This window comes from Microvirga sp. 2YAF29, assembly GCF_052114605.1.
Taxonomy (GTDB): Bacteria; Pseudomonadota; Alphaproteobacteria; order Rhizobiales; family Beijerinckiaceae; genus Microvirga.
Window position 1 is genome coordinate 1 of record NZ_JBFRFB010000010.1, and the last position, 25,721, is coordinate 25,721.

At 57.6% G+C, this 25,721-nt stretch carries 23 protein-coding genes and 1 pseudogene; 13 read left to right on the forward strand and 11 right to left on the reverse strand.

The genetic code is table 11. The features are described from left to right. Positions 1 to 302 precede the first annotated feature (302 nt). From AB4Y85_RS13865 to AB4Y85_RS13875, 3 genes are read right to left on the reverse strand one after another with little or no spacing between them, the layout of a single operon-like run. Complete coding sequence (locus tag AB4Y85_RS13865) at positions 303 to 1,313, reverse strand: hypothetical protein (protein ID WP_441985498.1); 1,011 nt, start codon at positions 1,311 to 1,313, stop codon at positions 303 to 305. After that, a complete protein-coding gene (locus AB4Y85_RS13870; protein WP_441985499.1) occupies positions 1,306 to 2,964 on the reverse strand; it encodes a hypothetical protein in 1,659 nt (552 codons plus the stop codon). The genes AB4Y85_RS13865 and AB4Y85_RS13870 overlap by 8 nt, the downstream gene beginning before the upstream one ends. Then, the gene (locus AB4Y85_RS13875; protein WP_441985500.1) at positions 2,961 to 4,538 is read right to left on the reverse strand and encodes an FkbM family methyltransferase; all 1,578 of its coding nucleotides are present in this window, start codon (positions 4,536 to 4,538) and stop codon (positions 2,961 to 2,963) included. Before AB4Y85_RS13875 ends, AB4Y85_RS13870 begins: the two co-directional genes overlap by 4 nt. A 396-nt stretch (positions 4,539 to 4,934) precedes the next feature. Between AB4Y85_RS13875 and AB4Y85_RS13880 the strand changes: the two genes are divergently transcribed. The 3 genes and pseudogenes from AB4Y85_RS13880 to AB4Y85_RS13890 all read left to right on the forward strand — a co-directional run. Further along, complete coding sequence (locus AB4Y85_RS13880; RefSeq protein ID WP_441985501.1) at positions 4,935 to 6,497, forward strand: hypothetical protein; 1,563 nt, start codon at positions 4,935 to 4,937, stop codon at positions 6,495 to 6,497. 1 nt (position 6,498) lies between these two features. Further along, positions 6,499 to 7,533 (forward strand): hypothetical protein, encoded by a 1,035-nt coding sequence (locus tag AB4Y85_RS13885; protein ID WP_441985502.1) that lies wholly within the window; start codon positions 6,499 to 6,501, stop codon positions 7,531 to 7,533. A 69-nt stretch (positions 7,534 to 7,602) separates the two neighbouring features. Then, positions 7,603 to 7,803, forward strand: a pseudogene (locus AB4Y85_RS13890) (transposase); the annotation flags it as partial. A gap of 788 nt (positions 7,804 to 8,591) precedes the next feature. Here AB4Y85_RS13890 and AB4Y85_RS13895 read toward each other — a convergent pair. Both AB4Y85_RS13895 and AB4Y85_RS13900 read right to left on the reverse strand, forming a co-directional pair. Further along, positions 8,592 to 9,632 carry a sensor histidine kinase gene (locus AB4Y85_RS13895; protein WP_441985627.1) on the reverse strand — a complete coding sequence of 347 codons (1,041 nt, stop codon included), beginning with the start codon at positions 9,630 to 9,632 and terminating at the stop codon, positions 8,592 to 8,594. Next, positions 9,619 to 11,136: an ATPase domain-containing protein gene (locus AB4Y85_RS13900; protein ID WP_441985503.1), complete on the reverse strand. Its 1,518-nt coding sequence runs from the start codon at positions 11,134 to 11,136 to the stop codon at positions 9,619 to 9,621. Before AB4Y85_RS13900 ends, AB4Y85_RS13895 begins: the two co-directional genes overlap by 14 nt. A 255-nt stretch (positions 11,137 to 11,391) precedes the next feature. On the opposite strand from AB4Y85_RS13900, the gene AB4Y85_RS13905 reads away from it, so the two are divergent. The 7 genes from AB4Y85_RS13905 (at position 11,392) to AB4Y85_RS13935 (ending at position 14,867) form a co-directional block, all read left to right on the forward strand. Beyond that, positions 11,392 to 12,201 (forward strand): Crp/Fnr family transcriptional regulator, encoded by an 810-nt coding sequence (locus AB4Y85_RS13905; RefSeq protein ID WP_441985504.1) that lies wholly within the window; start codon positions 11,392 to 11,394, stop codon positions 12,199 to 12,201. A 425-nt stretch (positions 12,202 to 12,626) separates the two neighbouring features. Next, positions 12,627 to 12,836, forward strand: coding sequence for a cold-shock protein (locus AB4Y85_RS13910; protein ID WP_441985505.1), 210 nt, complete (start codon positions 12,627 to 12,629; stop codon positions 12,834 to 12,836). Positions 12,837 to 12,984: 148 nt separating this feature from the next. Beyond that, the gene (locus tag AB4Y85_RS13915; protein ID WP_441985506.1) at positions 12,985 to 13,194 is read left to right on the forward strand and encodes a hypothetical protein; all 210 of its coding nucleotides are present in this window, start codon (positions 12,985 to 12,987) and stop codon (positions 13,192 to 13,194) included. Continuing rightward, positions 13,191 to 13,484 (forward strand): hypothetical protein, encoded by a 294-nt coding sequence (locus AB4Y85_RS13920; RefSeq protein ID WP_441985507.1) that lies wholly within the window; start codon positions 13,191 to 13,193, stop codon positions 13,482 to 13,484. The genes AB4Y85_RS13915 and AB4Y85_RS13920 overlap by 4 nt, the downstream gene beginning before the upstream one ends. Before the next feature lie 52 nt (positions 13,485 to 13,536). After that, positions 13,537 to 13,842, forward strand: a complete 306-nt coding sequence (locus AB4Y85_RS13925) for a hypothetical protein (RefSeq protein ID WP_441985508.1) — start codon at positions 13,537 to 13,539, stop codon at positions 13,840 to 13,842. Positions 13,843 to 13,884: 42 nt separating this feature from the next. Further along, positions 13,885 to 14,025 (forward strand): hypothetical protein, encoded by a 141-nt coding sequence (locus AB4Y85_RS13930; protein WP_441985509.1) that lies wholly within the window; start codon positions 13,885 to 13,887, stop codon positions 14,023 to 14,025. Positions 14,026 to 14,186: 161 nt separating this feature from the next. After that, positions 14,187 to 14,867, forward strand: a complete 681-nt coding sequence (locus AB4Y85_RS13935) for a hypothetical protein (RefSeq protein WP_441985628.1) — start codon at positions 14,187 to 14,189, stop codon at positions 14,865 to 14,867. A 179-nt stretch (positions 14,868 to 15,046) separates the two neighbouring features. Here AB4Y85_RS13935 and AB4Y85_RS13940 read toward each other — a convergent pair whose 3' ends face one another. From AB4Y85_RS13940 to AB4Y85_RS13960, 5 genes are all read right to left on the reverse strand, one after another. Then, positions 15,047 to 15,283, reverse strand: coding sequence for an outer membrane protein (locus tag AB4Y85_RS13940; RefSeq protein ID WP_441985510.1), 237 nt, complete (start codon positions 15,281 to 15,283; stop codon positions 15,047 to 15,049). A 9-nt stretch (positions 15,284 to 15,292) separates the two neighbouring features. Beyond that, positions 15,293 to 15,622, reverse strand: coding sequence for an outer membrane protein (locus tag AB4Y85_RS13945; protein ID WP_441985511.1), 330 nt, complete (start codon positions 15,620 to 15,622; stop codon positions 15,293 to 15,295). Positions 15,623 to 15,870: 248 nt separating this feature from the next. After that, the gene (locus AB4Y85_RS13950; RefSeq protein ID WP_441985629.1) at positions 15,871 to 18,615 is read right to left on the reverse strand and encodes a VCBS domain-containing protein; all 2,745 of its coding nucleotides are present in this window, start codon (positions 18,613 to 18,615) and stop codon (positions 15,871 to 15,873) included. Next, a complete protein-coding gene (locus AB4Y85_RS13955) occupies positions 18,567 to 19,484 on the reverse strand; it encodes an Ig-like domain-containing protein (protein WP_441985512.1) in 918 nt (305 codons plus the stop codon). Before AB4Y85_RS13955 ends, AB4Y85_RS13950 begins: the two co-directional genes overlap by 49 nt. Before the next feature lie 85 nt (positions 19,485 to 19,569). Next, entirely contained in the window at positions 19,570 to 20,328 is a 759-nt protein-coding gene (locus AB4Y85_RS13960; RefSeq protein ID WP_441985513.1) for a hypothetical protein, read from the reverse strand. A gap of 1,576 nt (positions 20,329 to 21,904) precedes the next feature. Here AB4Y85_RS13960 and AB4Y85_RS13965 point away from each other — a divergent pair. From AB4Y85_RS13965 to AB4Y85_RS13975, 3 genes are all read left to right on the forward strand, one after another. Next, positions 21,905 to 22,285: a helix-turn-helix transcriptional regulator gene (locus AB4Y85_RS13965; RefSeq protein WP_441985630.1), complete on the forward strand. Its 381-nt coding sequence runs from the start codon at positions 21,905 to 21,907 to the stop codon at positions 22,283 to 22,285. A gap of 49 nt (positions 22,286 to 22,334) precedes the next feature. Next, positions 22,335 to 22,562: a hypothetical protein gene (locus AB4Y85_RS13970; RefSeq protein ID WP_441985514.1), complete on the forward strand. Its 228-nt coding sequence runs from the start codon at positions 22,335 to 22,337 to the stop codon at positions 22,560 to 22,562. A 280-nt stretch (positions 22,563 to 22,842) separates the two neighbouring features. Then, positions 22,843 to 23,817, forward strand: a complete 975-nt coding sequence (locus AB4Y85_RS13975) for an Lnb N-terminal periplasmic domain-containing protein (protein ID WP_441985515.1) — start codon at positions 22,843 to 22,845, stop codon at positions 23,815 to 23,817. 47 nt (positions 23,818 to 23,864) lie between these two features. Here the strand turns inward: AB4Y85_RS13975 and AB4Y85_RS13980 are convergent, their stop codons facing one another. Next, on the reverse strand, positions 23,865 to 25,700 hold the full coding sequence (locus tag AB4Y85_RS13980) for an SLC13 family permease (protein WP_441985516.1): 1,836 nt from the start codon (positions 25,698 to 25,700) through the stop codon (positions 23,865 to 23,867). Positions 25,701 to 25,721 lie beyond the last annotated feature (21 nt).

Here is a 25,721-nt window from a genome sequence, read left to right on the forward strand (position 1 = left end):
GTCAGAACGATCGTCTCGATCAGCGAGCGGATCAGTTCCATTGCATCATCCTTGTGTTCAGTGTCTTCGAGCAAGTTCTCCAGTTCTTCGACTTTGCGGCGGTAAACCGCTGCCCGATTTGGATGCACCGAAATGTTGGGTATCGTCGACTCGTATCGCGAGAGCAAATGAAGGAGGCCTTCTCGGTCTCTAGCTCCGTCAGGTTGACCGCTCGGCATAGCCTATCAGCAGAAAGCCTCAATCCACCTTGGCCTTTTGTCTCGGAACGTGCCCGGACCCTAACAAGGAGCGTCAGGGCAGCATCATGTATTCTCAAAAATGGCTGCCCCTGCTGCGAATGGATCCGGGTACTTTTCGCGTAAAGCGCGGTCGGTCCGATACTGCAGACGATGTTCATCTGATATTGCTGAGCCATCCGCGTATATCGAATAAGCCCAATAGCGCTCAGGAAGTCCTATCGGTTTGTTGAGCACCAACAGGTTCTTATACCAGCTTAATAGCTCAAATGTCTCGATCTGCCCCCTGGCATAATTTTCAATTGCCACTTCGCCAGCCCAGTCGATCTTAGTAAAATGAAAAAACTTGAGTGGACTTCCGCCTGCGTAAACAGTGCCATTCTCGTCGATCGATATCGGGCGCTGGCTGAGGTTCCAACTGGCGACATTATAGCCGGGATCGCGCAAAATATGCGCACCAGCGAAGAATGCGGGCACCAAATCACACCATTTCTGATCTGTGAAAAGCCCGTTCGCCACCTCGTCGAAGCAATGGATAGCTAAGCGGCGTGCCCACCACTGGCTAAAGCGCTGGCCCTCAGACGTATTGGCGACGGCGATAAAGCCAAGATTATATATGCCATACTTCAGCGATCCCATTTCGTTGTCAGCAATCGCCGATATATCGTCGTCCGGACTCAACTGATGCGGCGTGAGAAGAATGTCATGATGGTCAAGGAGACGCGACAGCTCGTCGAGGCTGCCGAACACGGCAATATCCGGGTCCAGATAGACCACTTTCTCCGCGCCTTGCGCAAAAAGTCGGGATAGCATGGCCCCTTTTACGGCCGTGCAAAGCTCAATAACGTTATGGTCGAAGATAAACCGTTGCAGGTCCTCGATATCCAGCTCGGAAATGCGAACCAGATGGTCGATCTGTTCGGCGGAAGTGTCGAAGCGCCAGCCAGAAGGCTCCTGATCTGAAAGGCAGAGAGTGAGCTCCCACTCCGGATTATAGGTCTTCAGTGTCGCGGCGAGGACCCGTACCCGGTCGAGATAGGCAAAGCTCGCGCTTGTAAAGCAATGGACCTTAGGCAAGGGCGGTCTCCATCCACGCCGATTGACGCTGGTCGCGTAGCACAGCGTGACGTTTGAGCGACATGTGGGTCGTATTTTGGTGAGGAAGAATCACACCTTGCTGACGCGGCCTCTTCAGCAACGCCGCAAGCCTATCGCCGGCCGCGAACAGTTCGAACAATTCATCTACATTTTCCAGCACAACGCCCTGTAGGGGGACATATGCTGCAAGCACTGAAGGCACATTGCCAGCATCTGCATGGGTAATGAGAAACGATCCTGCTGCAAGAACTTCATGCGCCGCATAGCTGAAGGTCTCAGGCCAGGCAGGCCAGAGGAGAACAGCGTCAATCTCGTTTTCGGCGAGGGCCAGCGTCATGGCATCCCGATCATCCCGATCCGCCCTAACATGGATGTGACGACAACGGTTGTCCCCGCTCGGCGTATCCCCCTCGACACCAAGGCGGATGAAGTCGTAGCGTGCATCACCGGAAAAGCGATCCAGCAGAGCTTGAAAAGTCGTCCAGCCCTTTGCATGTGAATCATGCCCGATGAAGGCGATGCGCAGAGGGCCGCCGACACGCGGCAATACAGGATCCTCGGCTACGACAAGCTTGCCTATGGAGACGACGTACGCCCTATTGTGATCCAGGCTGGATCTATCCAGCCAGATACTCAAAGGCGTTTGCGAAGGTGCCAATATCGACGGCCTAATCTGTTCGAACAAATGCGCGATGCGTTCCAGATGATCCGAACGTTCTCGACCATAGGCGCAAATTCGGCATGCCGTGCTGTCGCGCCCGGGCGCATGACAATATTTCCAGTCATTTCGCAGGAGATTATGATTCGAACATAACGCATAGAAATCATGCAGCCAGAAATACGCTTCTGCGTCTGCCACGGAATTGCAAATCGTCGCCACAACTTCAGGAGACTGTCCCATCAGATGGTGGATGATAAAGTCGATAGCTCTTCCATTTTGCGATAGCTCTATCAGCAGCGTGAGGATCTGTGCGGCGTTTGCAGGTCCAAAGATATCCCCGTCGAGACGCACCGAGAAAATATAGTGGTCGAGTTCACGCTCAGGACTCAGCATGGGCAGAGGGCGGGCGGGAGAAAGATGCAAATACTGCCAGCCAGATGCGGCATAGTCTGTCGCTTCTTCACCCGTTAAGCGCTGAACTCCGCCGATATTTTCAGCGTAGTCATCGTGCCCAAAGGAGACGACAAGGCCGCCTGTCTTGTGCTCGCTAATCCTGGCGATGAGGTAATCGATCTCGTCTGGCAGCGGCGCAGTTTGCGGAAAATGTACGGCTCGATGATGAGACGGTCGCGCCCTCTCGATGATTGTCCGAACGGCATCATGGGGTCGCTTGGTGATGCGCCCCTCCAGGCGACCTTGCCAAACATAGTGAAGCAAGGGGTTGACTTGCGCCGCAACCACATCCGCATTCCGGAGAAGATAGTATGCGCTATCAAACCATGTATTCGGATTTCGTCCCTCTAACCAACCTGTTCTTAGGTAGTGGAGACGCGCATCTATGCCCGATTGCGCGACATCTGGGTTCTTTGCGCAATAGTAAGCCTCATCGAAGTCGTCACCAATTGCGACCCAGCGGATATACTCATGGTCTTCAAGCAGATTCTTCATCAGGCCGCTCTTGTCGCTCATGACCTCCCTCCCTTTCTGAGAAGTCGGCGAAGGCGGTTCACGTGCGTCCGAAGCAGTCTCTGATACAAAGATGAATTGCGAATTCTCCTGCGAAGCGTGTTGGCCGCAGATTCGGAATTCAAAGGAGCCTGAGCATCGGGGACAGGCGTACCATCGTCGTTGACCTGATCAAGGGCCGCGTTTTGCGCCTCCAAGGCGGAAAGAGCGTCTTGCAGGGTCTGTTGTGCGGCGCGCAGTTCGTCTCTTTCACGTCCTAGTACCCGGGTTGACTGCAACATGCGTGCCTGTGCCCGGGCAGCCGATTCCTCAGCGCTCTTTACCCGTGCAGTGGCTATGTCCAATTGAAATAGCCTTTCGCTCGCCACATCACGAATTTGCGACAGTTGAGCGGACTGGGCATCAAAGGCTTCTTGACCATGCCGAATATTTTCGTTGAGAGCGGCGATCTGCTCGGTCAGTGAACGCAATTCAGATTGCAGTGCTGCCACCTCCAGACCGCGAGCTTCGGCCTGGCGATAGAACTGTTCAGATGTCTGGCACTCTTTATCAAGAGCCTCCTGCTGCCTTTGCAGCTGCGCCTTGAGATCGTGCAGTTGGTTGGCAATGGCGCTACCGTCCTGCCATTGCGGGGCAGGCGCATCATTCGAGAGAAAGCTTGCAAAGTCCTGGCCGAGCATCTCTCTGCTGGCCAGTCGGGCAACCTCACGTGCGGATTTAGCTTCCCATTCCGCTTTGCCCCATCGTGGCGTGCGCCACATTGCGGCGCGCAAGTCTTCAACAGAGTTGATACGGAACAAGAGGCACTGATGTGCCTCAAGGATTGAATCCAATTTTGGATTTAGTTCTTTTCCTGCCAGTAGCCCAGATTCATGGGCAAAGGGGAAAATAGGATCGGGATCGTTACGCAGATTATTGGGATTATACGAAGGGAAAGCAAAGTAATATACTTCCAGACCTAACTCCAACAGAAGCTCAGCGAGCTGGAGTGAGGCAGGGGTTTCATTGCACTCCAGCCATAGCTTGCAAGCGCCACTGCGGAAGAAGTCGGCGTCCGACTGGATCAGCTCACGCTCCATGCCCTCGACATCGAGCTTGATCAGATCAAAAGGGCCGTAAAGATCCCGCAGTTCCTTAAGAGAGATGGTCGATTCCGGCATTTCACCAAACGGTTGCCCTTGGGCATTCTCGGCGAAGGAAAGTGAGCCAAAGTTCCCTTCAGACATGAAGCCCGACATGGGACGAGTAGCAGTCGGCACGACCAAAGCCGATACGACTTGCGACGGGTGGCGCTTAAGTCGTCTAATATTGTCCCTCAGGTAGGGAAAAATCTGCGGATTCGCCTCTACGTAGCATGTGTTCGCCAAGATTTGGTGTATGCCGACGCCCAAGCCGAATGTACCTAAATAGGCTCCGACATCTAGCAGACGAGATCCCTGATCAAGAAGTGAAGCAACGAATACAGCTTCATCCCATGCCCATTCGCCATATTTATTGATAAATTTTCCAATAAGGTCGCCCTCTACATCAGGGACGTCAATTTTCCCATATCGAGAGTCTACTAAATATATATCCATTATAGGCGCTTACCCCATGATGCGTCGCAGGACTGGCTATCCTTTGCTATCAGTGCGCTCGGCGGCGTTAAGGCAGCCCAAGGCCTCCGGTAAAGCAGTTTGGGACGGCCAGCAAGTTACAATATTGCGCAATGAAGATTGGTTCTCCATGCGGCGCCGGCGCGGAGTATGATCCGTCTCTTCCGGGCCGGTCAATCGAGTGGCAAGACCTTGAGAACAATGAATGAATGGAATGGCACCCTGGAATTTTTCCCCACTATCAAAGCAATAGTATAAACTCGTCCCGACATTTTTTAGAACGTTATTTAGTATAGACTTCTGCCGATATTTCTGCGAACGACTGACGCTTAGCGGTTCGCGCAGCGGACTCTCTTGGCGCTCCGAGTTGTTACTGACATGTCTGATTTGGGGATCGAAACGAAAGATCGACGAGCAGAGTCGATCGGTCAGCGTCTAATCTTCCACCGAAGTGGCACTCTGCGCAACTGGGTGAAGCCGCTAGTCTTCGGCGTCGATGGAAAGGCTAGGTCGCTCGCGCGGCGCATCGTTTTCCGGGCAGATGGCAAGGTTCGATCCGCCTTTGCGGTTTGGACAGACTTGTACGCGGCTCAGTTGAGACGCACGCAGCTTGCCCCGGCGATGTCGCCCCTTTTGACCCTGCCGCCGGACCTCGAAACCCTTTCACAACGATACCAAGAGCCCGCCATTGGAGCGACGCTCGCGAGCTCTGATGAGATTGCCAGGATTATCGAGACTGGAGCAGAAGCCGGTTCTCGCCGACTTCTACTGGCAATAACTCATGACAATTATCGTGTTAGCATTGGGGGTATTCAGACCTGCCTTTCAAGGGAGGAGCAATGCTGTCACGCGTCCGATGTGGACTATCTGGTCGCGTTTCCGCGCCAGCCAGGGCTCAGGTTGGCTGATACGGAAAGTGATCCCATCCTTGGCCTCATCTTGAACGGGCGCTTGATCTGCTATTGCAGGTCAAGCGCATTGACAGCGACCATGGGTGCTCTGCATTCGTCGCGCTGGCTCATTGATGTCACGATTCACCAACTACTGGGCCATCGGATCGAAAGTGTAGCTGAATTAATCTCTGCCAGTGGCTTGGATTCTTGCTGGTTTTGGGTGCACGACTTCTTCAGTATTTGCCCCAATTATATCTTGCGCCGGAATAACAGGGAGTTTTGCGGCGCGCCAGATATTAGCTCGGATTCCTGTCTCATATGCGTCTATGGGAAAGATCGCGCGGACCACATGCGGCGAATGAAGGCCTTCTTCGATCAATTCGAGATCCACGTGATTGCGCCATCGCAATCAGCGCTCACTTTTTGGCTCGCTCGCTCAGGCCTCCGGTCATCGAGAATGCATGTCAATCCGCATATTGAATTGGCGTGGCGCCTACGTCCTGTCCCGCGAGCAGTTGATGATGATGCACCGATAAGAGTCGCTTTTGTTGGACTGCCCGTCGAGCAGAAGGGCTGGCTGGCATTTGAACGATTGGCTACAAGTAGCGATAGCGAAATTGGCCGTTACGAATTTCTCGTTCTTGGTGAGCGAGGCAACTATAGGGCACCTGAATTGCAGAAGATAAGGCATGTCGAGGTGCGTGTAACGCCGGAACATCCTCTTGCCATGTCGCAGGCTTTGGAAGCGCATGGCATTGACCTGATCGTGCAGTGGCCTACTACCCAGGAAACATTCTCCTTGGCGACATATGAGGGACTCGAGAGCGGCGCCTACGTCGTGACGCATCGCTCCTCCGGAAACGTCGCCGCAGCGATTGGCGAGTGTGGACGGGGAGTCATCCTCTCCGATGAAGCGGAACTGCTCACGTTCTTCGCAACGGGAGGAGCTATGACCCTGGGCCGCAAAGCGCGCGCGGAAAGAGCGGCCTGCGCGGCCACGCGGCGCATGAGCAGCATGACGCTCACATATCTTGCGCTGGACGCTTGAAATGAAGGTTCATGCGTTTACGAGCTTTAGCTATGCTTATCTGGATCGCGCGCGAGTACTGGCTCACTCGATTCGCCGTGTCCATCCAGAGTGGACATTGTGGGCGATCCTCGTTGACCAAAGTCCGCCGGATCTCCTGATTGATTGGCGGCAAGAATGCTTCGATCATGTCATTCGCGTTGATGAACTCTTGGGCGCCGAGACGGAAAGGTGGATCTTTGGTCTCGATGTCGTTGAGGCTTGCACTGCTATCAAAGGCCGGGCCTTGGACTTTATCCTCCGGCAGCCGGATGTTGATCAAGTTCTCTATTTCGATCCAGACATCGCCGTGTTCAGCAGAATGGATGAGGCAGTCGATCGCCTTGCGTCGCATTCGATCATTCTCACCCCTCATCAAGTCGACCCTGAAGCTCGCGCCGATCATCAAGCGATTTTAGACAATGAAGTCGGCTCACTACTGCACGGAGTATTCAATCTTGGTTTCATCGGAGTATCGAACAGTGAGGAGGGTCGTCGATTTGCGTCATGGTGGCGTGATCGCCTTGATGACTGGTGTCATGAACGTCACGACATTGGCCTTTTCGTTGACCAAAAGTGGTGCAACCTCATCCCTTGCTTTTTTGACAATTTCTCTGTCTTGCGTGATCCAGGGTATAATGTCGCCAGTTGGAATTTGAGCAAACGCCATATCTCGATCGATGAAGCAGGATACTTAAATGCCAACGGCTCTTCACTGAAGTTCTATCATTTCACAAAGTACGGCCCTGTCGGCGCCCTCATGACAGAGCGCTACGCCTCAGCAAACAGCGCGGTTCAAGACCTCTGGTGGTGGTATGGGCGCGCTTTGGCGAGCGAGTCTCTTCCAATTCCCTTGAAGGGATGGTGGTACTATGGCCAGTATGCTGATGGTTCTAAGATTCCAAAATCCGCCCGCGAGCTTTACCGCAGTCGACCCGATCTACAACTCGCTTTTCCCCGGCCTTTCGAAGTAGGCGAAGGATCGTTCCACGACTCCGATAAGCGGTTTCTCAAATAGATGCTAACTGTTTGCCGCTTTAGATGCGCGAGACAATCTGCGCGACGCCGTCGCAGTTCTGGGTGAAGGACCATCGAGATCGTCAAGCCCTCGGAAGCGATCAAAGGGTTTGCGGTGCTCTAGCGGCACTGGGTTGTGGAGCGAACCTTGGCTTGGCTTGGACACTGTGGGCACCTAGCCAAGCGCTTCGAAGCCTCCATTGAAAGCGCGGCGACCTGGATCCTCATCGCCCATATCCAGGCGCTGACCAGACCGCTCGCAAGACTCTGAAAGATTGCAGGACTTTTGTGAGTCAGCCTCTTAGATTGCGTCAGCCGACCAAGCTAGTACCTTAAGGAAGGTCTCGCACTGCCGGCTGCAAGCGAGCGGACGCACGAGAAGAGATAACAAAATTTTTGGACCGTGCCGCAAATGCGCGCTCATGAAAGTCCTGCTAGCTATCCCAGTTTGACGTTAAGGCTGCGGAACCTGGAGGTCCTGTTGCAGACAAGCTCACAAAACGTAATACACTATACCATCAAACTGTCGGTGGTTTCATGTCCCCGCAACCAAACACAAAAAAGCCCTCGTGAGCCATCTGGTCCAAGGGCTTCGTCGTATCCGCACACACGCAATCCAACAGAAGATGACACCCCAGCTGGCACCCGTTGAGCAAAGCGTGACAGGGCGCCCCAAATCCCCTGCCCTCTTCTCGACTAGGCCACGTTCGCAACGGCGAAATACAAAAAGCCTTGCGGCTGCGGGTTTCAGGGCGATTTCCCGTTGGCGGCGACAGCCCCAGGACGTGTGGAGACTCGCTAAGCCGGTCGCTCCAGTAGGGATTCGGATGATCCAAAAAGCCTAAAATGGTCCGAGGGGCGCATATTTCCACAGACCCAACTTAAAATAAGGCTAGCTTCGTCGACATCTCGATCCGTCCGAACGCCGGCTTTTTCATTGTAATTTGCCAGAAACGGTAATCTGTCAGAAACGGCCCTCCCCGATTATCAGGATCGTGATCGAGTTCATCGCCGGGCTGTGACAAAGAGGGGCTTCGGCTATCCAGGCTGCCTGAACGATCAATATTCCGGCACGAGGCGATCCTCGATCAGAGGGATCTCCATGTGACAGGACAAGCCCTCGGGATCATAGGCAATGCTGATCGTTGCGTGGCATTGATGCGTCAGCACCCGATGCAGCAAAGTGGAGCCGAACCCCTTGCGCCGTGGCTGCTCCACCTTTGGGCCGCCTCGCTCAACCCAGTCGATGATCAGCAGACGCCCTGCTTCCAAATCCCGTATTGTCCAAGTCACAGCGATCTGTCCGCCCGGAACCGAAAGTGCCCCGTGCTTGGCCGCATTCGTGGTCAGCTCATGCACGGCCATGCCGACCGGCACGGCCAGGTCGGCCGAGAGCTCCACACGCGGTCCATCAAGAGTGATGCGCCGCATCGCGCCATCGTCGTAATGGGCCAGCTCGTTCCTGAACATCTCAATCAGCGGCGCCGTCTGCCAATAATCTTCGGTGAGAAGATTGTGTGTATTGGACAGAGAGATGATCCGGTCCGCAAAGGAGCGGTAGAACTCGTCTACTGAGCGCGTGGAGCGGGCCGTCGCCCCGAGGAGTCCCTGGACCGTCGCAAGGGTATTCTTGACCCGGTGATGCAGTTCGCGGATCAGCAGCGCCTGACGCTCGTGGGTGCGCTCACGCTCCTTGAGATGCGCCTCTACCTCTCTCTGCCGCTGCCGCGCCCGAAAGGCGGATCTGACGGCATTCACCAAGACGGTCGGATGGAACGGGCGTTCCAACACCGTCACGTTCCCAAGCAGGTCCGCGAGGTGCTCAACGGGTTCGCCGCCCCGATGGGTGAGCAGGATGAAAGGTAGGTCAGACCACGGCGGCTGCTTCTCTATCCACTCCGCGAGCTCGCGGCGGTTTGCACTGAGGAGCGCCTCTTCCGTGATCACAGCGCAAGCCGCCCTTTCTAATCCCGAGACAAGGTTCTCAAGACTAGAACAGACCGAAGCCAAGAGCCCGACTTCACCGAGGATCGCCGATGCGACAGCACCATCTCGCCCGTGTGGGGCAAGGATCAGCACAGACACCTCATCGGACTCCATCATTGTCGGTCTCACGCTCCTCCAGAAGCGAGGCGCGCTGACCCTCGAATGTCGGTACGCCCGTCAACACACCCCGGAACTGCTCCAGTGGCGAACCAACGCGCAACCCCTGGCCGTCGATCCGGAATTCTCTAATTGTATCTTCGTGCGATCCCGTGCGTCGCTTCACCACCGACAAAGCCCGCCGGATGCGGCCGTTGGCCTCGAAGAAGCGCAGAAGGACGACGGTATCGCTGAGATAAGTAAGATCAATCGGTGAGGCCATTTGGCCGATCATGCCATGCTGAGCCAGAATTAGGATCGTCACGATCCCCTGCTGGTTGAGATAGGTGAGAAGTTCGTGCATCTGGAGCACGATGAACGGCTGCTCAGGCATTGCGTTCAGATAGCCAGTCAGACTGTCGATCACGACGATTCGCGCCCCATCCTCTTCAACGGCGTCCTGCACACGGCCGGCGAACTCTCCCGGCGAGACATTAGCCGGATCGATCTGCTCGATGCGAAGCCGCCCCGTCTCGACATAGGGACCCAAGTCGTACCCGACGCCTTTGGCCCGTTGCATGAGAATACCGATAGTCTCATCGAAGCTGATTATCAGAGCGGGCTCGCCGCGCTCCAGGGCGGCGAAGAGATAGCCCAGCGCCAAAGTTGACTTGCCCGCGCCCGAGGGTCCAACGACGAGAGTGCTCGTTCCGCGGCTCAAACCGCCGCCGAGAATGTTGTCGAGTTCGTCGATGCCGCTGGGAACCGTCTCGAATGCGAACGCGGCGTGATGATCGGCCGCTACGAGGCGGGGAAATACCCGCAGTCCACCTCGCTGGATGATAAGATCGTGGTAGCCGCCCCGGAAGGCGGTGCCGCGCATCTTCGTCACCGTGATCCGGCGCCGTTCCGATCCATAAATCGGCACGATCTGGTCGAGGCGGATCACGGCGTGACCGATGGAGTGCAGATTGAGGTCATCCTGCTCGGAGGTGAGATCGTCAAGCATGAGGACGGTCGCATCGTTGAGCAGGAAATAGCTCTTCAACGCCAGAACCTGCCGTCGGTAGCGCAGGGAGCCCTGAGAGAGCAGTCGGATCTCGGAGAGCGAGTCGAAGACAACCCGGCTGGGTTTCACCCGCTCGATCTCCGCCAGGGCCATTCGCACGGTCTCGCCCAGTTCCAGCTCGGACGCATAGACCAAGCTCTGCTCCTGCTTCGGATCGAGACTCAGTTCCGGCGGAACCAGTTCGAAGATCTCGATGCCCTCGAGAGACCAGCCGTGGCGGGAGGCAACGGACAGAAGCTCACGCTTGCTCTCGGACAAAGTGATGTAGAGGCAGGTCTCGCCCTGCTGAGCGCCGGCGATCAGAAATTGCATCCCCAACGTCGTCTTACCGGAACCGGGCCGCCCCTCGATGAGATGAGCTCGGTTGGCGGCGTACCCGCCGGTCAGAATGTTATCGAGGCCCGGTACGCCCGTCGGGATCGGAGCGGCATCGGCATATGGCGAAAATGTCATGGAAAACCTCAACGAGTATGCGGCTTCGATTGCACCGTAGATCGGCGGCTGAATCCCGTGCTTGGACTGCCGGGCCCGACATCTGGCTCATGAAGCCAATAGACTCGTCATATGGGGATGCTCATGCGTCCTTGTGACAGGCAAAGCGCACCCTGTCTGTCCACAAGTGCACATATGGACACGGATAAGTTCACAATTGAACATTATTTGCCCTGACGCGTTGCTATTGCCGAAGTCGTTGGAGAATACGGTCTCATGCAACCTGCCACTATCCCGTCGCGCCTCAGGGAGAGGATTGCCGGGAATAACTTGTTGAGTGCTCTCAGGTCGGAGGATTTGAACATCGTTGCGCCCTCGCTGCAGGAATGGGAGGGCGAAGCCGGATCGGGGCTTTACCAGCCTGGGGACGAGGTCAGATTCGTTTACTTCCCTTGTGGTCCCAGCCTTGCCTCGTTTGTGGTTGAGCTCGATGAAGGCATCACCGTGGAAACGGCCCTTATCGGGCGTGAAGGCGCAATCGGCGGGATCGTAAGTCAAGGACGTCTGCCGGCCTTTGCCCGGTCAGAGGTCCAGTTCCCAGGTCCGTTTCTGCGCCTTTCCACAGCCGACCTGGAGGAGTTCGAAACCCGCTCGCCGAGCCTGCGTCACCTGTTCGCCCGCTACGCGGATTGCATGCTGGCGCAAGTGTTCCAGTCGGTGGCGTGCAACGCGGTCCATACGATCGAGCAACGGACGGTGAAATGGCTGCTGGCTGCAATCGATCGAACAGGTGATCATGACGTACCCCTGACCCAAGAGCAGTTGGCCAGCATGATGGGTGTCGGCCGAAGCTATGTCAGCCGGGTCATCCAATCCTTGAAACGCAAGAACTTGCTAGAGACCCGCAGAGGCGGCGTTCGGGTCCGCGATCTGGACAAATTGGATAGCTTGTCGTGCGGCTGCAACAATGCCTTGCGCCGCCATTTCGGCCAGGTGCTGGCGGGCGTCTATCCGACGCTTGAAGAGAGTTCAGCCCAAAAGGCAGAGGCAGGCAGTAAGCGCCCCGGATCCAGGATGGAGGCTTAGCCATCGCCTAGGGTTCTCCGGAAGGCCGATAACATTGAGCGGCATGTGAGCGTTACGGAAGCCTTAATGTGTGGCTCGCAATGATCACTTTGATGACTTTACCGGTTCGGAGGCAGGTGAAGGAACCCAAGTTGAATACCCAATAGCAGCAGCGCTGTCTCATCCTAGTTCATCCCTAGATCGCAACCAGCCCTGCTGATTTCTGCCTAGTTTTAACGAGAAAAAACGCAGCACTTGTTATCGATTAAGAAAGAGCCTATATAGTTCTTATCGGATTTTGGCCGGACAATCGGGTCGTTTCGCTTTTGACTTTGTCAGGCGCACGTTCGGACTTTCTTACCATTACATCGACGAACCGAGACAAGGCCGTGCTTCCGCACGCCTTCGCTCACGTGCATCTACAGCAATCGCGAAAGGCTACCCCCATGATTACGGGCACTGTAAAATTCTACAACGAAATGAAGGGCTTCGGCTTCATCCAGCCGAGCGACGGCAGCCAGGACGTGTTCGTCCATGCGACCGCCCTTGAGCGCGCAGGCATGCGTAACCTCGTTGAAGGCCAAAAGGTTGCCTTCGACACGGCTGAAGACCGCCGCTCCGGCAAGATCGCCGTCAATAACATCGAGAACGCGTGATCCTTGATGATCGGCACAGAACACAGCCTGTGCCGCTAAGTCTCGAAGCCGCTCCCACGTGGGGCGGCTTTTTCGTTTGGATCGCCAACTCCCATGCGGGAGACGCGCGTTTCCCTGCTCCATTCCGGTCGTGCTTCAGGAGAAGAGAATGTCTCACAAATACAAAATTCATCAGTTGGTTCGCATCACCCATCCGAACTTCTCGGATAAACGTGCGAGCGCCAGCGGTATCTACGAGGTTACCCGCCTCATGCCAGCCGATCAGACCGGTGAAGTCTCCTATCGCATCAAATCATCGGGCTTCGGCGAGCGCGCCGTACGCGAGAGTCAGATCACTGCAAGGGCCTCTGAGATTTGACCAACGGCGAAGCTTTCTTCCACGGATCCCGGATTTACGAACCGGTCGCACGGCTTCGACGGGATGATGAGATCCTGTACGTCGCCCGCGTGGGTATGAAGGCTTCACGGCAGTTTATGATCCTCATGCCCACCAGCGAGCCTGCTTGGCCGCACGAGCCTCTCGGCAGCCTCTCCGACGTTGCTTGGGCGCTTCGCGCTCACGAGTGGCAGGGCGTGTTACCCGAGCCCGCTGAACAATATGAACGCCTGGCCAAAACGCTGGCCCGCCTGCTGAGTGAACGTGCGTAGCAGATCGACTTGCCACTTGATGCACAGGCAACCGACACGGAGGCACAAGACTATGGCTGATCGACCGACCAATCTCGATGCTCATCGCGGCATGACAGCACAGAAGGCTACTGATCTTCGGCGGCTCCGGTCGGAAGTCGAAGCCGATCAGAAAGCGTTACGCACAAGACAGGCAGCGCTCGAAGACCTGCTGGCAGCCGCACCCGCGACCGATTGGCCAGAGGCCGTTGAGAAAGCACGCTATCTGCTTGGCCTCTTCGCACAGAGCTTGGATGCGAGCGATCTGCGCCGCCGCAAGCTGATCGACCGCGTGCTGGCCGACTTCGACCGTCTGCTCGACAAACCAGCCCACGAGTGAGACAATTTCTCCCATGAACTGTCTGACGATCGGAGGCTAGCCATGGCCAGAGGTGAGCAGCGCAGCAACCGCGAAGCAAAGAAGCCGAAGAAGGACAAGCCGAAGGAAGCAATCCCGACATCACCCTTCGCAAATCAGGGCAAAGCCGGAACGCCGGCCAAGCCATCCGGCGGCAAGCGATAGCGCTCATTCACATCGTCCTGTGAAAGCGATCATGAGCAAGAGAATTTGGCGCACTGGCCAAAGGTATGGGTGAGCGTGTATCCACTGATCGGCGTTCCCGGCCAATGCATTCCATCATGCATGGTCTCGGAACGCAGGTGGTGCTGTCCAAAGAGCTTTTCATGATTCCTTGGGTCTTACTCGATACGGCGAAAATCCCTAGCGACGGGGGCGAGCTGCGCCTCAAGAGGCGTGGGGCCGAGTTCTCCATCATGTTGGGTAGCAACGAGCTGATGAATAGCCGCCTCAGTGGCTCCGAGGAGGCGCTCGCCAGATTGTCCTGCCTGAAGCTTCAGGGCCGCGAGCGTCCACGGATCCTTATCGGTGGGCTGGGGATGGGCTTTACGCTTCGCGCCGCGCTTGCTGAACTCGGGCCCGATGCACAGATCACCGTGGCTGAACTGGTACCCGCCGTCGTGACATGGGCCCGAGGTCCCATGGCCGAGGTATTCGGCGAAAGCCTTGCGGATCCGCGCGTCAGCATCTTCGAAGGGGATGTCGGCAGCCTCATAAGATCGCGCCGGTCCGCTTACGATGCAATCCTGCTGGATGTCGACAACGGACCCGAGGGGCTGACTTGTCAGACCAACGATAGTCTTTACAACTTGTCGGGGCTTGGCTCGGCTCGGGCAGCACTGACCCCTGGAGGTGTCTTTGCCGTGTGGTCATCGGCTCCGAATAAAGCCTTCACCCAGCAATTACGCAAATCGGGATTTAAAGTGGATGAAGTAGGTGCCCGTGCCCACGGAACGCGCAGGGGCGCAAGACACACGATTTGGATTGCAACTAAACAGGGCCGCTAACCCGCACCGCATGTGCAAAGCTCGAGAGCATTACACATCGAACTGCTGAGCGTTTTCTCATCTGCCGGTATCCCATATTCGCCGTTAAACGACGGTCAGCGAATGTCCTTCACTGCACCCGGCACCTACCCCGAAATCTTGATCTCCTGATCAGCTGAAAATCATCGGTTGATCCGGGTTTAAAAGCGCAAGTTCAGGCCGACACGGCTGATCCAGCCGTCATTCGCGAAGCGATAGCTCGCCTGATCGCCGGCCCGCGTGAGCGCCAGCGTTTCGTCCTGCAGCTTGTAGTACAGCGTCTCTGTTTTGAGCGACACGTTCTCACTCAGCATGTGCTCCGTGCCACCGCCAAGCACAAAGCCGGTCGTCCACGCGTCGCGGTTGGCTTGCGGTCCGACACCTGGAGGCGTGACCATGATCCGCCCCTACCGCTCGATCTGCGCATAGGCCAGACCGCCGATAAACAACGGTAGAAAGCTCGGCATCGACAGGCCCATCCGCCCCTTGACCGCGCCGAACCAGTTCATCTGCGAACCTAGATCCGTGCGCACGGCAAACGCGCCGTCCGCGCCATCAAAGCTGCGCGAGCGGCCCACGTCCAGAGCGGTGAGATCCGCCTCAATGCCAGCCACCATGCTGCCGAAGTCCCACAGGTAGCCGACCTGGGCGCCCCCACCTAAGGCGCTGGCACTCAGACCCGCATGGGTCGTGCAGGGCGGCAGGCGAAACCCCGGAAAGTCCAGCGCGCTGCGCATCACCGTTATCGAGGACCCAGGCGCCGTGCACGCCGGCATAAAATCCGCTCCAACCGAGAGCCGGGACGGCTAGTTCAGGAGGCCGAGGGGCCGTCCGGCGCGGCAGGTCGCCGGCCGAGGCCATGGCCGTCCCGACAGCGAGCGATAACAGGGACATAAACAGGCGCTTCATAGGAATCTCCACGCATTCAAGTGATGATAAGTCGGCAAGACGGAGAGAGGCTCAGGCCCCCTCTTCCGCTCCCTGTTCAGAGGATCACGTCGCCGTAGGTGAATGTGCCGACGATCCTGATCTCGAAGTCGGCTCGACCATCGCCATCCGTGTCACCCATCAGGATGCCGTCGGCATAGCGCAGCTCCCCGGCTTTGCCGGTGAAGCCCGCTGCGGCTTCATATCGGTAAAGGAAGGGACCTTCGGCGCCGCTCCAGGAGAATGCCTGGTTACCCCTGAGATTCTCGTTGGCATCGATCCCACGCAGGTCGATCCGGTCCAATCCCGTCTTGAAGTCGTAGATGATGTCGCGTTGTGAACCAGCCCGACTTTCCTCGACCGAGTTGAATTTGAAAACATCCCGGCCAGCCCCGCCAAAAAGCTTCTCCCGTCCCAGGCCGCCTACGAGCGTGTCATTGCCGGACCTTCCGTACAAAGCGTCATTGCCGGTGCCTCCTTCGAGGCGATCACGCCCTGCCCCGCCATCGAGGCGGTCATTGCCGCTGTCGCCGTAGAGACGGTCGTTGCCCGAGCCCCCGATCAAACGGTCGTTGCCGCTGCCGCCGAACAGGTGGTCATGGCCGATGCCGCCCGAGACGGTGTCATTGCCGTCATCGCCGTACAGCCAATCATTGCCGCCCTCGGAGCCGATGTAGTCGTTGCCGCCACCGCCGTGGATAGTATCGTCATCGGCACCAAGCACGATGTGCTGGCTGGCGCTGTCGCCATACACCACCTGGGAGCCCGCGCCGCCTGTCACCCGCACATTGCCGAGGATCGTGGCGAAGGACACGTTCTGAAGTTCGATCACCGTGCCGGCTGCAAGGCCGACCGCATCGATGACGAGCGCGGTCGCCGGGGCATCCGCGTCGCTGCTGCCGCTGATCACGAGCGGAACGCCAGACGTGGCGCCGCTCTGCGTGAGAACAAGGCTCTGCACGATCAGCGGCATGTCGGTCTGAAGGCCGGTCAGGAAGCCTGATCCGCCTCCTGTCAACGATGCATGGTCGGGGGAGCCGACCGTCGTGCGGGCCTCGATTTCACGGATCAGGTCAGCCAGCGAGGAGCCCGCCGACTTGGGCGCAGCAGAGCCGGAGGCTGTCAGGCCAAGGCCGACTCCGAGCTGGACGAGAAGCATGACCCGGCCTCCCACCGATACCAGCGGGATGTCGGCATAGCCAGGGCTGCCATCGCTATCACTTCGACCGGGACCCACCACCGGGATTGCAACCACCTGCGAGACCGAGCCATCAGAATTGACAGTCTCAGTCCGGTCCACGTTCACTCCGTCGATCACATTGGCATCCTTGGTGCCATTGATGGTGACGGTCACAACTGCCTGGGTGCCATCGACCGAGCGTACGGTGAAGGTGTCTTGCCTGGTCTCGCCCTGGTTGAGGGCCTGGACTGCGGCGGCGCCGTTGTCCAGCACGTAGTTCCAAGCGCCTGTGGTGTGGTCGAAGGAGAAGGTGCCGTAAGCGCCGACGACATCGTGCTGAGCCAGGAACCCATCCTCGCCGGCATCCACATCCGAGACAGTCAGGATGCCCGAGGTGACGAGAGCGATGTCTTCCGTCACTGAACCGGTCATGTCGCCGGCGATGATGGCGACATCGTCGATCGCCTGGATGTGCAGGTCGACCACTTTGGTATCGGTCCGCACTCCACCGGTGCCGCTGTTGCCGCCATCGTTGATCGTAACGGTCAGCACTCTGATACCGGTGTCGTCCTGCGCCGGGGCATAGCTCAGGCCGCTTGCCGCGATGAAGGCATTGATGTGCGCGATTGTGCCCGTCAGCGTCAGCGCTGATGCCGTTCCACCCACGGTCACGCCCGCTGCGCTGTCCGCCGAGAGCGTTCCCGCAGCAACGCTGAAGGTTGCTGTCACGTTACCCGCACCGGCATCGAGATCTGAGAAGCTGATGCCGGTCAAGGCAATGGGAGTGTCCTCCGTCACCGAGATGCTGAGCGGGACGCTCGCCAACGGGTCGTCGTTGACGGGAGTGACAGAGACCGTGATGGTGCCGTCCGCCGGACCTGTACCCGCGGCATCGCGGATGCGGGTGGTGATCGTGAAGGAATGGTCGTAATTGACCCCTGGCGTGAGCGTCACGGCGGCGAGGGCCGCATTCACGTCGGCAACCGATCCGGTGACGGCCCACACGCCGGTTGCCGCATTGAAGACCGACGTCGCAGAGCCGAAGGTGCCGACGGAGAGGCTAGCAGCCACCGGGTCGCTGAGAGTGAGGATCGCGGTGATCGTGTCCCAGCCGTCCAGGTCGGAGACCACAATGAGATCCAGGGCAATGCTGGACCCATCCTCAGTAATCGCCTTAACCTGGGTCAGGTTGGTGGCGGTTGGAATGTCGTTGGGATCTTCCACGGTGGAATCGAGAAGAGTGTCGGTCGTGTTCTCGGCGACAGGATTGCCCGCCTCGTCGCGGAAGACGGATTCACCCCACTTCACGGCGACGTTCTTGCCCTGGGGTAGAAGGACCGACGGATCGATCGTGATCGTTTGGGTTCCCCATCCGGTGATGGCAGATGAGTTGAAGGAAATAGTCTCGATCACCGTTCCGTCAGTCACGTTGTAAAGGACGATACTGCCTCCGTTACCTGTGAACACCGCCTCGCTGAAGCGCAGGACGATGCCGGCATCCTGCGGAACTTCGTCCGCCCCGTCTGAAGGCGACGATCCGATGGACTGGAAAGTGGGAGTGCTGGAGTCGAACGTCAGGCTAGGTGTTGCGCCAGCTCCACCGCCGTTTCCGGCTGCATCGATGTAGGAGCCTGCGGCCCCGTAATCGAAGCCATGCCGCCGTTCGTGTCCGGGCTGGGCGTGAAGGTCGCGGTGCGGATAAGGCCACTCCCCGAGATGGCGCTCAGCGTTCCTCCCGAGACCATGATGTCACCAACGGACCCGTCCCATGTGAAGCTCGAACCCGGGTCTTCGCTGAATGTGAGAGTGATGGTCGCCGTCTCGCCAGCCTTCAAGCGCGCCATGTCGCTGGTAATGGCCAGCGTCGGTGCAACGGTGTCGAGAGTGTATTGCCGCTCGTATTTCTCACCGCCAGCGTCGACGGCATTCGCTACGCGTACCAGGATCGTGTGCGTGCCGGAAACCAGCGTCGCTGCCAGCGACCAGGAAGTGTAGTTGTCGGTGGCAGCGGTCGTCCAGCTCTGTCCACCATCGAGCGAAAGCTCAACGCGCTCGCCCGCCTGCAATGGCGTGTCCAGTGTGCCGCTGATTGTCTGGCTGGCCGTGCGGGTCACGAAGTCGGTGGCGGACGCTCCGGTATCGGACGAAAAGGCTATGCTGTTCACCTTCGTGCCGGGCGCGGCGGTGACAACCTCGATCTGTAAGGCCTGCGACACAGGACCGTCGTTGCCGGCAGTATCGGTCGCCCTGGCGGTGATGAGGTAACTGCCCGCGGCGAGCGTGGAGCTTGTGATGCTCCAGGTGCCATTGACGGCGACAGTGGAGCCGATCTCGGTGGACCCGCTATACAGCCTGACGGTTGCGCCGACCTCCGCGGTGCCGGTGAAGGTCGGAGTGGTGTCACCGGTGATGTTATCGCTGTTGGAGGTACCGGTATCGGAGGACGCAGCGAGGTCGGGCGTGGACGGCGCGGGCGGCACGACTGAATCCACCAGGACTCCTGCCGTCGAACCAACTCCGTTTAGCACCAGCGCCGCGTTATTGCCTGCCGCATCCCTGATCGTACCGCCGTTTGTCCTAAACGATCCAACCGAGATGCCCCGCTTCCACCGTGTAACGGAAAGTCAAGGACGCTCCTGCACCGAGCGCAAAATCCGCATAGACTGTCCGCCCGCCGATATCGATGGCAAGCTGCGGCACACCCCCGACAGTGACGGCCTCGCTGAAGAATACCGTGAAGTCCAGTGTCTGACCTGTCCGATACGTGCCATTCGGCGGCACTCCGATGGACGTCATGGTGGGGGCGACCGTGTCGATTGCCCTGATGTTCTCCAAGGCGATGCTGTCCACACATCCGAGAAACTCGCCTTGTGCGCCATTGCCGGAAACAAGGTCGGTATCGGCAGTGACCGTGAAGTACCTGATGCCAAGGAAACCGGGGTTCGTGAAGGTGACTACCCTGCTCTCATCAGCCGCAAGGGTGATGATCTCATAGGCTCCCGAGTCCGTGGTGATCCTATAGGTCTGCGTGACGCCGGTCAGATCATTGGACATGTATAGCGACTTCAGATCGAAGGCTTGTGGCTGCTGGCCTGTGGCGCTGTCCGTTGCGGAGAACTTCACTGAAGTCTCGGGAAAATTCCCACCGAGCAACAGCCCTTGGCCAAAACCCTCGGTGTAAGTATAGGCAGGATCGAAGAGTTCATTTATCTCGGTGGCAATCACCAACTTCACGCTATCGGCAGATGCCAGAACGTAACTGCCTGTCTTCGATGTCGAGTCGAGACCGATCATCGTTCCGCTACCAGGTTCGAACGTGTAGATGGCGTTGGTCATTGCTGCCCCATATGCGCCGCTGCGGACGCTCATTCGTTGTTAAGACTTTGCCCGCTGAGGCTGGGTCTCGCTCAAGCTTTGGGGGATGGCCAACACGCACATGACGTAAGGTCAAGCGCACGAATTTGTGTGGAGAGACTAGCTGCCCTAGAGGAAATGCCTGCTACAACAGAATTTACCTTTCCAATTCATAGGCATGACTGCTCATTGATAGGCGTAAAATCTAATATCCTGCGAATGAGTGTGGAGATATTCCGGGAACACATGTCGCTAATTTGCCACGATACCCAACTTGGCAGCACGAGCCGATTTTAATGTTTCGTGATATCGTATGCTCTCAGCATCTCGGTCCTTTTGGACTTCTCTGCTCTTTCTGAACATTCTCCTGAGAGGAGATGCAGCCTGCGCGCTTAGGTCCGCACGTCACCCCTTCTCACCAAGCTGAGTGCTGCAGACAATCCGGTCCATCCTGAACCAGCAGAGTTCCGGTGCTCATGAGAACCAGGTTGCGCGCGACCTTCAGGCTGCCGCTCGAGAGCGAGCCTTTCTGTCCGGATCCGTCAAGTAATTGTCCAAGTTAGTCAAGCATGCCCATTACGAAGGCCTATGATAGAATCGAGCCAATACGATCTCGCGTGAGGGAAGCCCGGTCGACTTCGACAGTCCAAACGCCTTGCAAAAGGTGGAGAAGGCCGACCCGCTTGTCCTCAACGGTACATGAGCACAGAGGAAAGAAAGGGTATCGGAGGCACCGCTGAGAGTGTGACCGATGAAATTTACTGCAGTGGCTGCGAGTTAAAATATGAACTCGCTGAACCAACTGGATTTAGTGCGGAGTAAAACTTCATAGAGCGTTACACTTAGGTGCCAAGCGGAGGTCATCGTGACTCATTCTATTACTGAGTCTGCCCACTTCACCCATACATCTTGCCAAAAATTCCTCTCCGCAATGGATATACGGCATTCAAATATTTTGAGCGCCTGGCCAAATTTCATAGCTGAGTTCGTTGAGCTTTTACCAACTCCGGACAGCAGGACAGAGCTATCGGCTGAGTTCTCTTCATGGACACTCGGGGAGATTACACTTACGCGGATGTTCTTTCCTGATGTCACGGTGCATCAGCGGTGGCATCGGCCTAGACCCTCCGTAAACGATTGGTGTGTTGTGCTCACGCGAAGCACTTCGTCGGATCAGGCAGCGCTCACCCTGTCGACGTCCTTCGCCAAGAACATGGGGCACTGTTCGCTGGCGATGCCATATACAGGAGGAGCAGACGGTAGCGAACTACTCATGCTCATGCTTCCGCGAGACCTCTTCGAGGCAGACATGAGCGGCCTCGATCGGGCCCACAACCTGAATCTCGACCCCGCACTTGCAGCCTTGCTCGCGAACTATATGGACGGGCTTTCTCGCCAACTCTCGTATATTTCAGACGAGCATGCACGACGTCTCATGTCAGTGACGCGTTCTTTCGTTATGGCTTGCGTTCTCCCAAGCGCCGGACATGCAGAGGTTGCTGCTCGCTCTGTCGCATCGCTCATGATTGATAGGGCTCTCCATATCGTGCGACGCAATATGGCATCTCCGGATTTCGATTCAGAGCAGCTATGCCGTCTCCTGGCAGTGTCCCGTTCTAAGCTATATCGGATACTTGAGTGCAGTGGTGGCGTTGCACGCTTCATAAACCGTGAACGGCTGCGAGATGCGCATCGCCGCCTCGGCGACCCTGTCAAAATCCAGTCCATCCATTCGATCGCACAGGATGTAGGCTTTGAGGACCACTCTACCTTCAGCCGGGCGTTCCGAAGAGAGTTCGGGTACAGTCCCAGCGAAGCCCGCGAGAAAGCGATGGCTAAGTTCTCTCAGGTCGATCATTGTCACTCCCATGTGAAGGCAATGAATGGAATGCGGATACGCAATCCCATAAGCGCATCGCTTGATCAGCATGCCGATTAGCTCATGCATGTGCCTATAAACCGTTTCCATGTCGCAAAAGGAACAAACCATGCGCTTGGGACCCAATATTTCAGCCTCCCTTTTGTACGGAGTGAGCTGGATCCTGCTCTGCGCCGCCGTATTGATGGCGGTTCTTGCAGGCCTGACGTCGCTCGGTTTCGTGAACCTGCCGATCTCGGTCCGTACGGATCTGATCGGAGCAGCAGTCTGCGCCTTGCTGGCGCTGGTCTCTCGCTTCGCGGCCCGCAGGTTTGAACGAGTGGCTTACCTGCCTTGAGCCTGTGCAGCGCTAGGGATGACGCCCGAAGGCGATGGTGATCTGGCGACCTTCTGTTCGTCGCAGGCAATCTCTCGGCGAAACTCGGCTTCATCCCAGCGCCGGATAGAAACTTCCTCATCCTCACTAAAAATGGCAGAATCCGTAAGGATACGCTCGCTGAAGCGAGGCCCTCTTCCGGACTATAGCTTCGGGGCGATTGGCGATCTGATATGCAGGTACCAGCATGAAGTTCCGATCAAAGTCGCGCGGCACGCTCCTATTGCGGTTCTTGGGCTACATGATCTCGGGAATCCGGTTCCTGGCCTGGGTCATGCTCATCGCATGGGGCACACTGGCAATCTATTATTCGAACCTGCCGTGGGCCTGGATGCGTCTCGGATTGGCGGCATCCTTCGCCGCGTTTGCATTTTGGGCCATCTGGTTGTCGCGCCGAAGGCACATGAAGTTTGCTTTTGGCATGGTCTTTCTCTGCCTGGTCGCATGGTGGACCACCATCCAACCTTCCCATGATCGCCCGTGGCGGCAGGAGGTCGCGGTGATGCCAAGGGCTTTCATTGACGGCGATCGCGTACGCCTCACCGGCGTGCGCAATTTCGACTACCGCAGCCGTGATGATTTCACGGTGCGTTACGAAGAACGCGAAGTGTGGCTTTCGCACCTGACCGGCATCGATTTCTACGTGTCCTATTGGAGCGAGGGCCCTGTTGGCCACACGTTTCTGAGCTTTCTCTTCGATAACGCCCCGCCACTGAGCATCTCCATTGAAACGCGACCGGAGGTCGGAGAGGGCTTCGATCCTATTGCGTCCATTTTCAAGCAGTTCGAGCTGATCTATGTCGTAGGCGACGAGCGCGATCTCGTCCGCGTGCGCAGCAATTACCGCCACGAAACGGTGTATCTCTACCGTCTCAATACCTCGCCCGAGGATGCACGTAGACTCCTGCTGGTCTACCTCGATAGGATCAACCAGCTCGCCGACCGGCCGGAATGGTATCATCTGATCAGCAACAGTTGCACGATCAACATCGTGCGTTACGCCAACGCCGCCGGGCGGCAGGGCCGGTTTGAGATCCGCCATCTTCTCAATGGCCTGATAGACAGCTATCTTTATCACTCGGGCCGGGTGGACACGATGTTGCCATTCCCTGAGCTGAGGCGGCGCTCCCTCATCAATGAGGCAGCTCAAGCAGCGGACAGCGCGCCCGATTTCTCACAGCGCATCCGGGAATCCCTGCCTACTATCCATCACTGATGCTTTAGAGACACGAATGCTCAATGCATTTGGCGCAGTACACTTTCTCAGAAGCGCCAGATCAATGGCACGAAGAACACCGACACGACAAAGAACCAAATCAGCAGCGGCAGGCCGAGCTTCCAGTAATCACTGAAGGCGTAGCCGCCCGGCCCCATCACCATCAAGTTTGTCGGTGTAGCGATAGGGGTCAAAAAAGAGGCAGCCGCCGCGATGGCTGTGGACATCAGGACCGGCTGCGGTGAGACGCCCATGCTTGTGGCCGCAGCAACCCCGATGGGAATGACGATGAGCGCCGTCGCTGTATTGCTGATCAACTGGCCCATGATGGCAGTCAGCGCGAATAGCCCGGCCAGCAGCGCGATGGGGCCGGCCTCGCCAACCAATGAGACGAGTTGCTCGGCCATCAACTTCGCCGCCCCTGTTTCGGTCATTGCCGTGGAGAGCGGCATCATGGCACCGACCAGGATCACTGTGGTCCAGCTGATCGCGCGATAAGATTGTTCGGCGCTCATGATTCCGGAGAGAATGACAGCGCCGGCAGCTAGGAGCCCGGCGACCGCCGGGGGAACGATTCCGGTCGCGAGCAGGATGACCATCCCGATCAGTATCGCAACCGCCTGCTTCGCACCGGGTCCCATTGGCACGGCTTGGCGGCGAACCAGCTCGGGCGAGCTCACGACCAGGACGTCGGGATCGTTCAGGTGAACATCGAGGGCCTTCCAGGTGCCCTGCAGGAGCATGGTATCGCCAGCCTGCAGAACGATACCGCCAGCTTGTTTGGCCACGCTACCAACTTTCGCCTCAGCGCCGCCACGCTGCACGGCAAGAATGATGAGATCCCCGCTATCGGTCACCATGCCGGGAAACACACGCTGGCCAATCAGGCCCGAACGCGGCGGAATGACCACTTCGGCCAAGCCGGAACGGCGGTTGAACAGCACCTCCTCCCCTTGACCGGTCTTTGTCTCCTCGCGGAATGCAAGATGGGCCTTGGCCGCCAATGCCGCCGCCGCGTCAGCGTCCCCCCGCAGCAGCAGATGGTCCCCCTCGGCTATCGCCGCCCTACGCAGCGGGCCGCTCGATATGTTGTCCTGGATGGCGACGAGTTTCAGTTCCGGATAGGCAGACAGGTCAATCGCCGCAGCTGCCTGACCGACAAATGGCGAACTCGCACGCACACGCAGCTGATAGAGGCCGCTGGCAAGCCCGTATTGCTCGACCAGCGTCTTGGCATGGCGGCTGAAATCAGCAGGCATGGTGGCACCATTGCGTTCCGGAAGCAGCCGCTGCCCGAACACGACAATGATCGCCATAGTGCCTGCGAGCAGCGGCACACCGATCAGCGCGAACTCAAAGAAGCCAAATTCCCCTACCCCCGCCTCGGCGCCGGCTTCCGAAACCAGCACGTTGACGGGCGTGCCGGTCAACGCCAGCATAGAACCAGCATGGGCCGCAAAGACCAACGGCATGAGCAATTGCGAAGACTTGCGCCTGAGCCGCACCGCGATGACAACGACAACCGGCAGCAGCGCAGCGACGGCGCCATTCACGCTGATCAGAGCGGTGAGCAGCGCGACCAGGATCATCTTCAGGAGAAGGAGTCGGGTCCGGCTCTCCTCTCCGGCCCCCTTGATCAGGAGTTGGCCGGCCCAGGCAGTGACGCCGGTTACTTCAAGAGCAGAGCTGATGACGAAGAGCGAGGCGATGAAGATCACGGCTGGATCGCCGAAGCCGGCAAGGGCCTGGGGCAAAGTCAAGATCCCAGTGGCCCATAGCGCCAGCGCGGTCATCATGGCGACGAGGACGACAGGAATTTTGTTCCAGACAAACAGAACGACGGCAACGGCGATGATGATGCCGGTATACGCTATCGGGCTCAATCGTGCAGCTCCCTAGAGTAT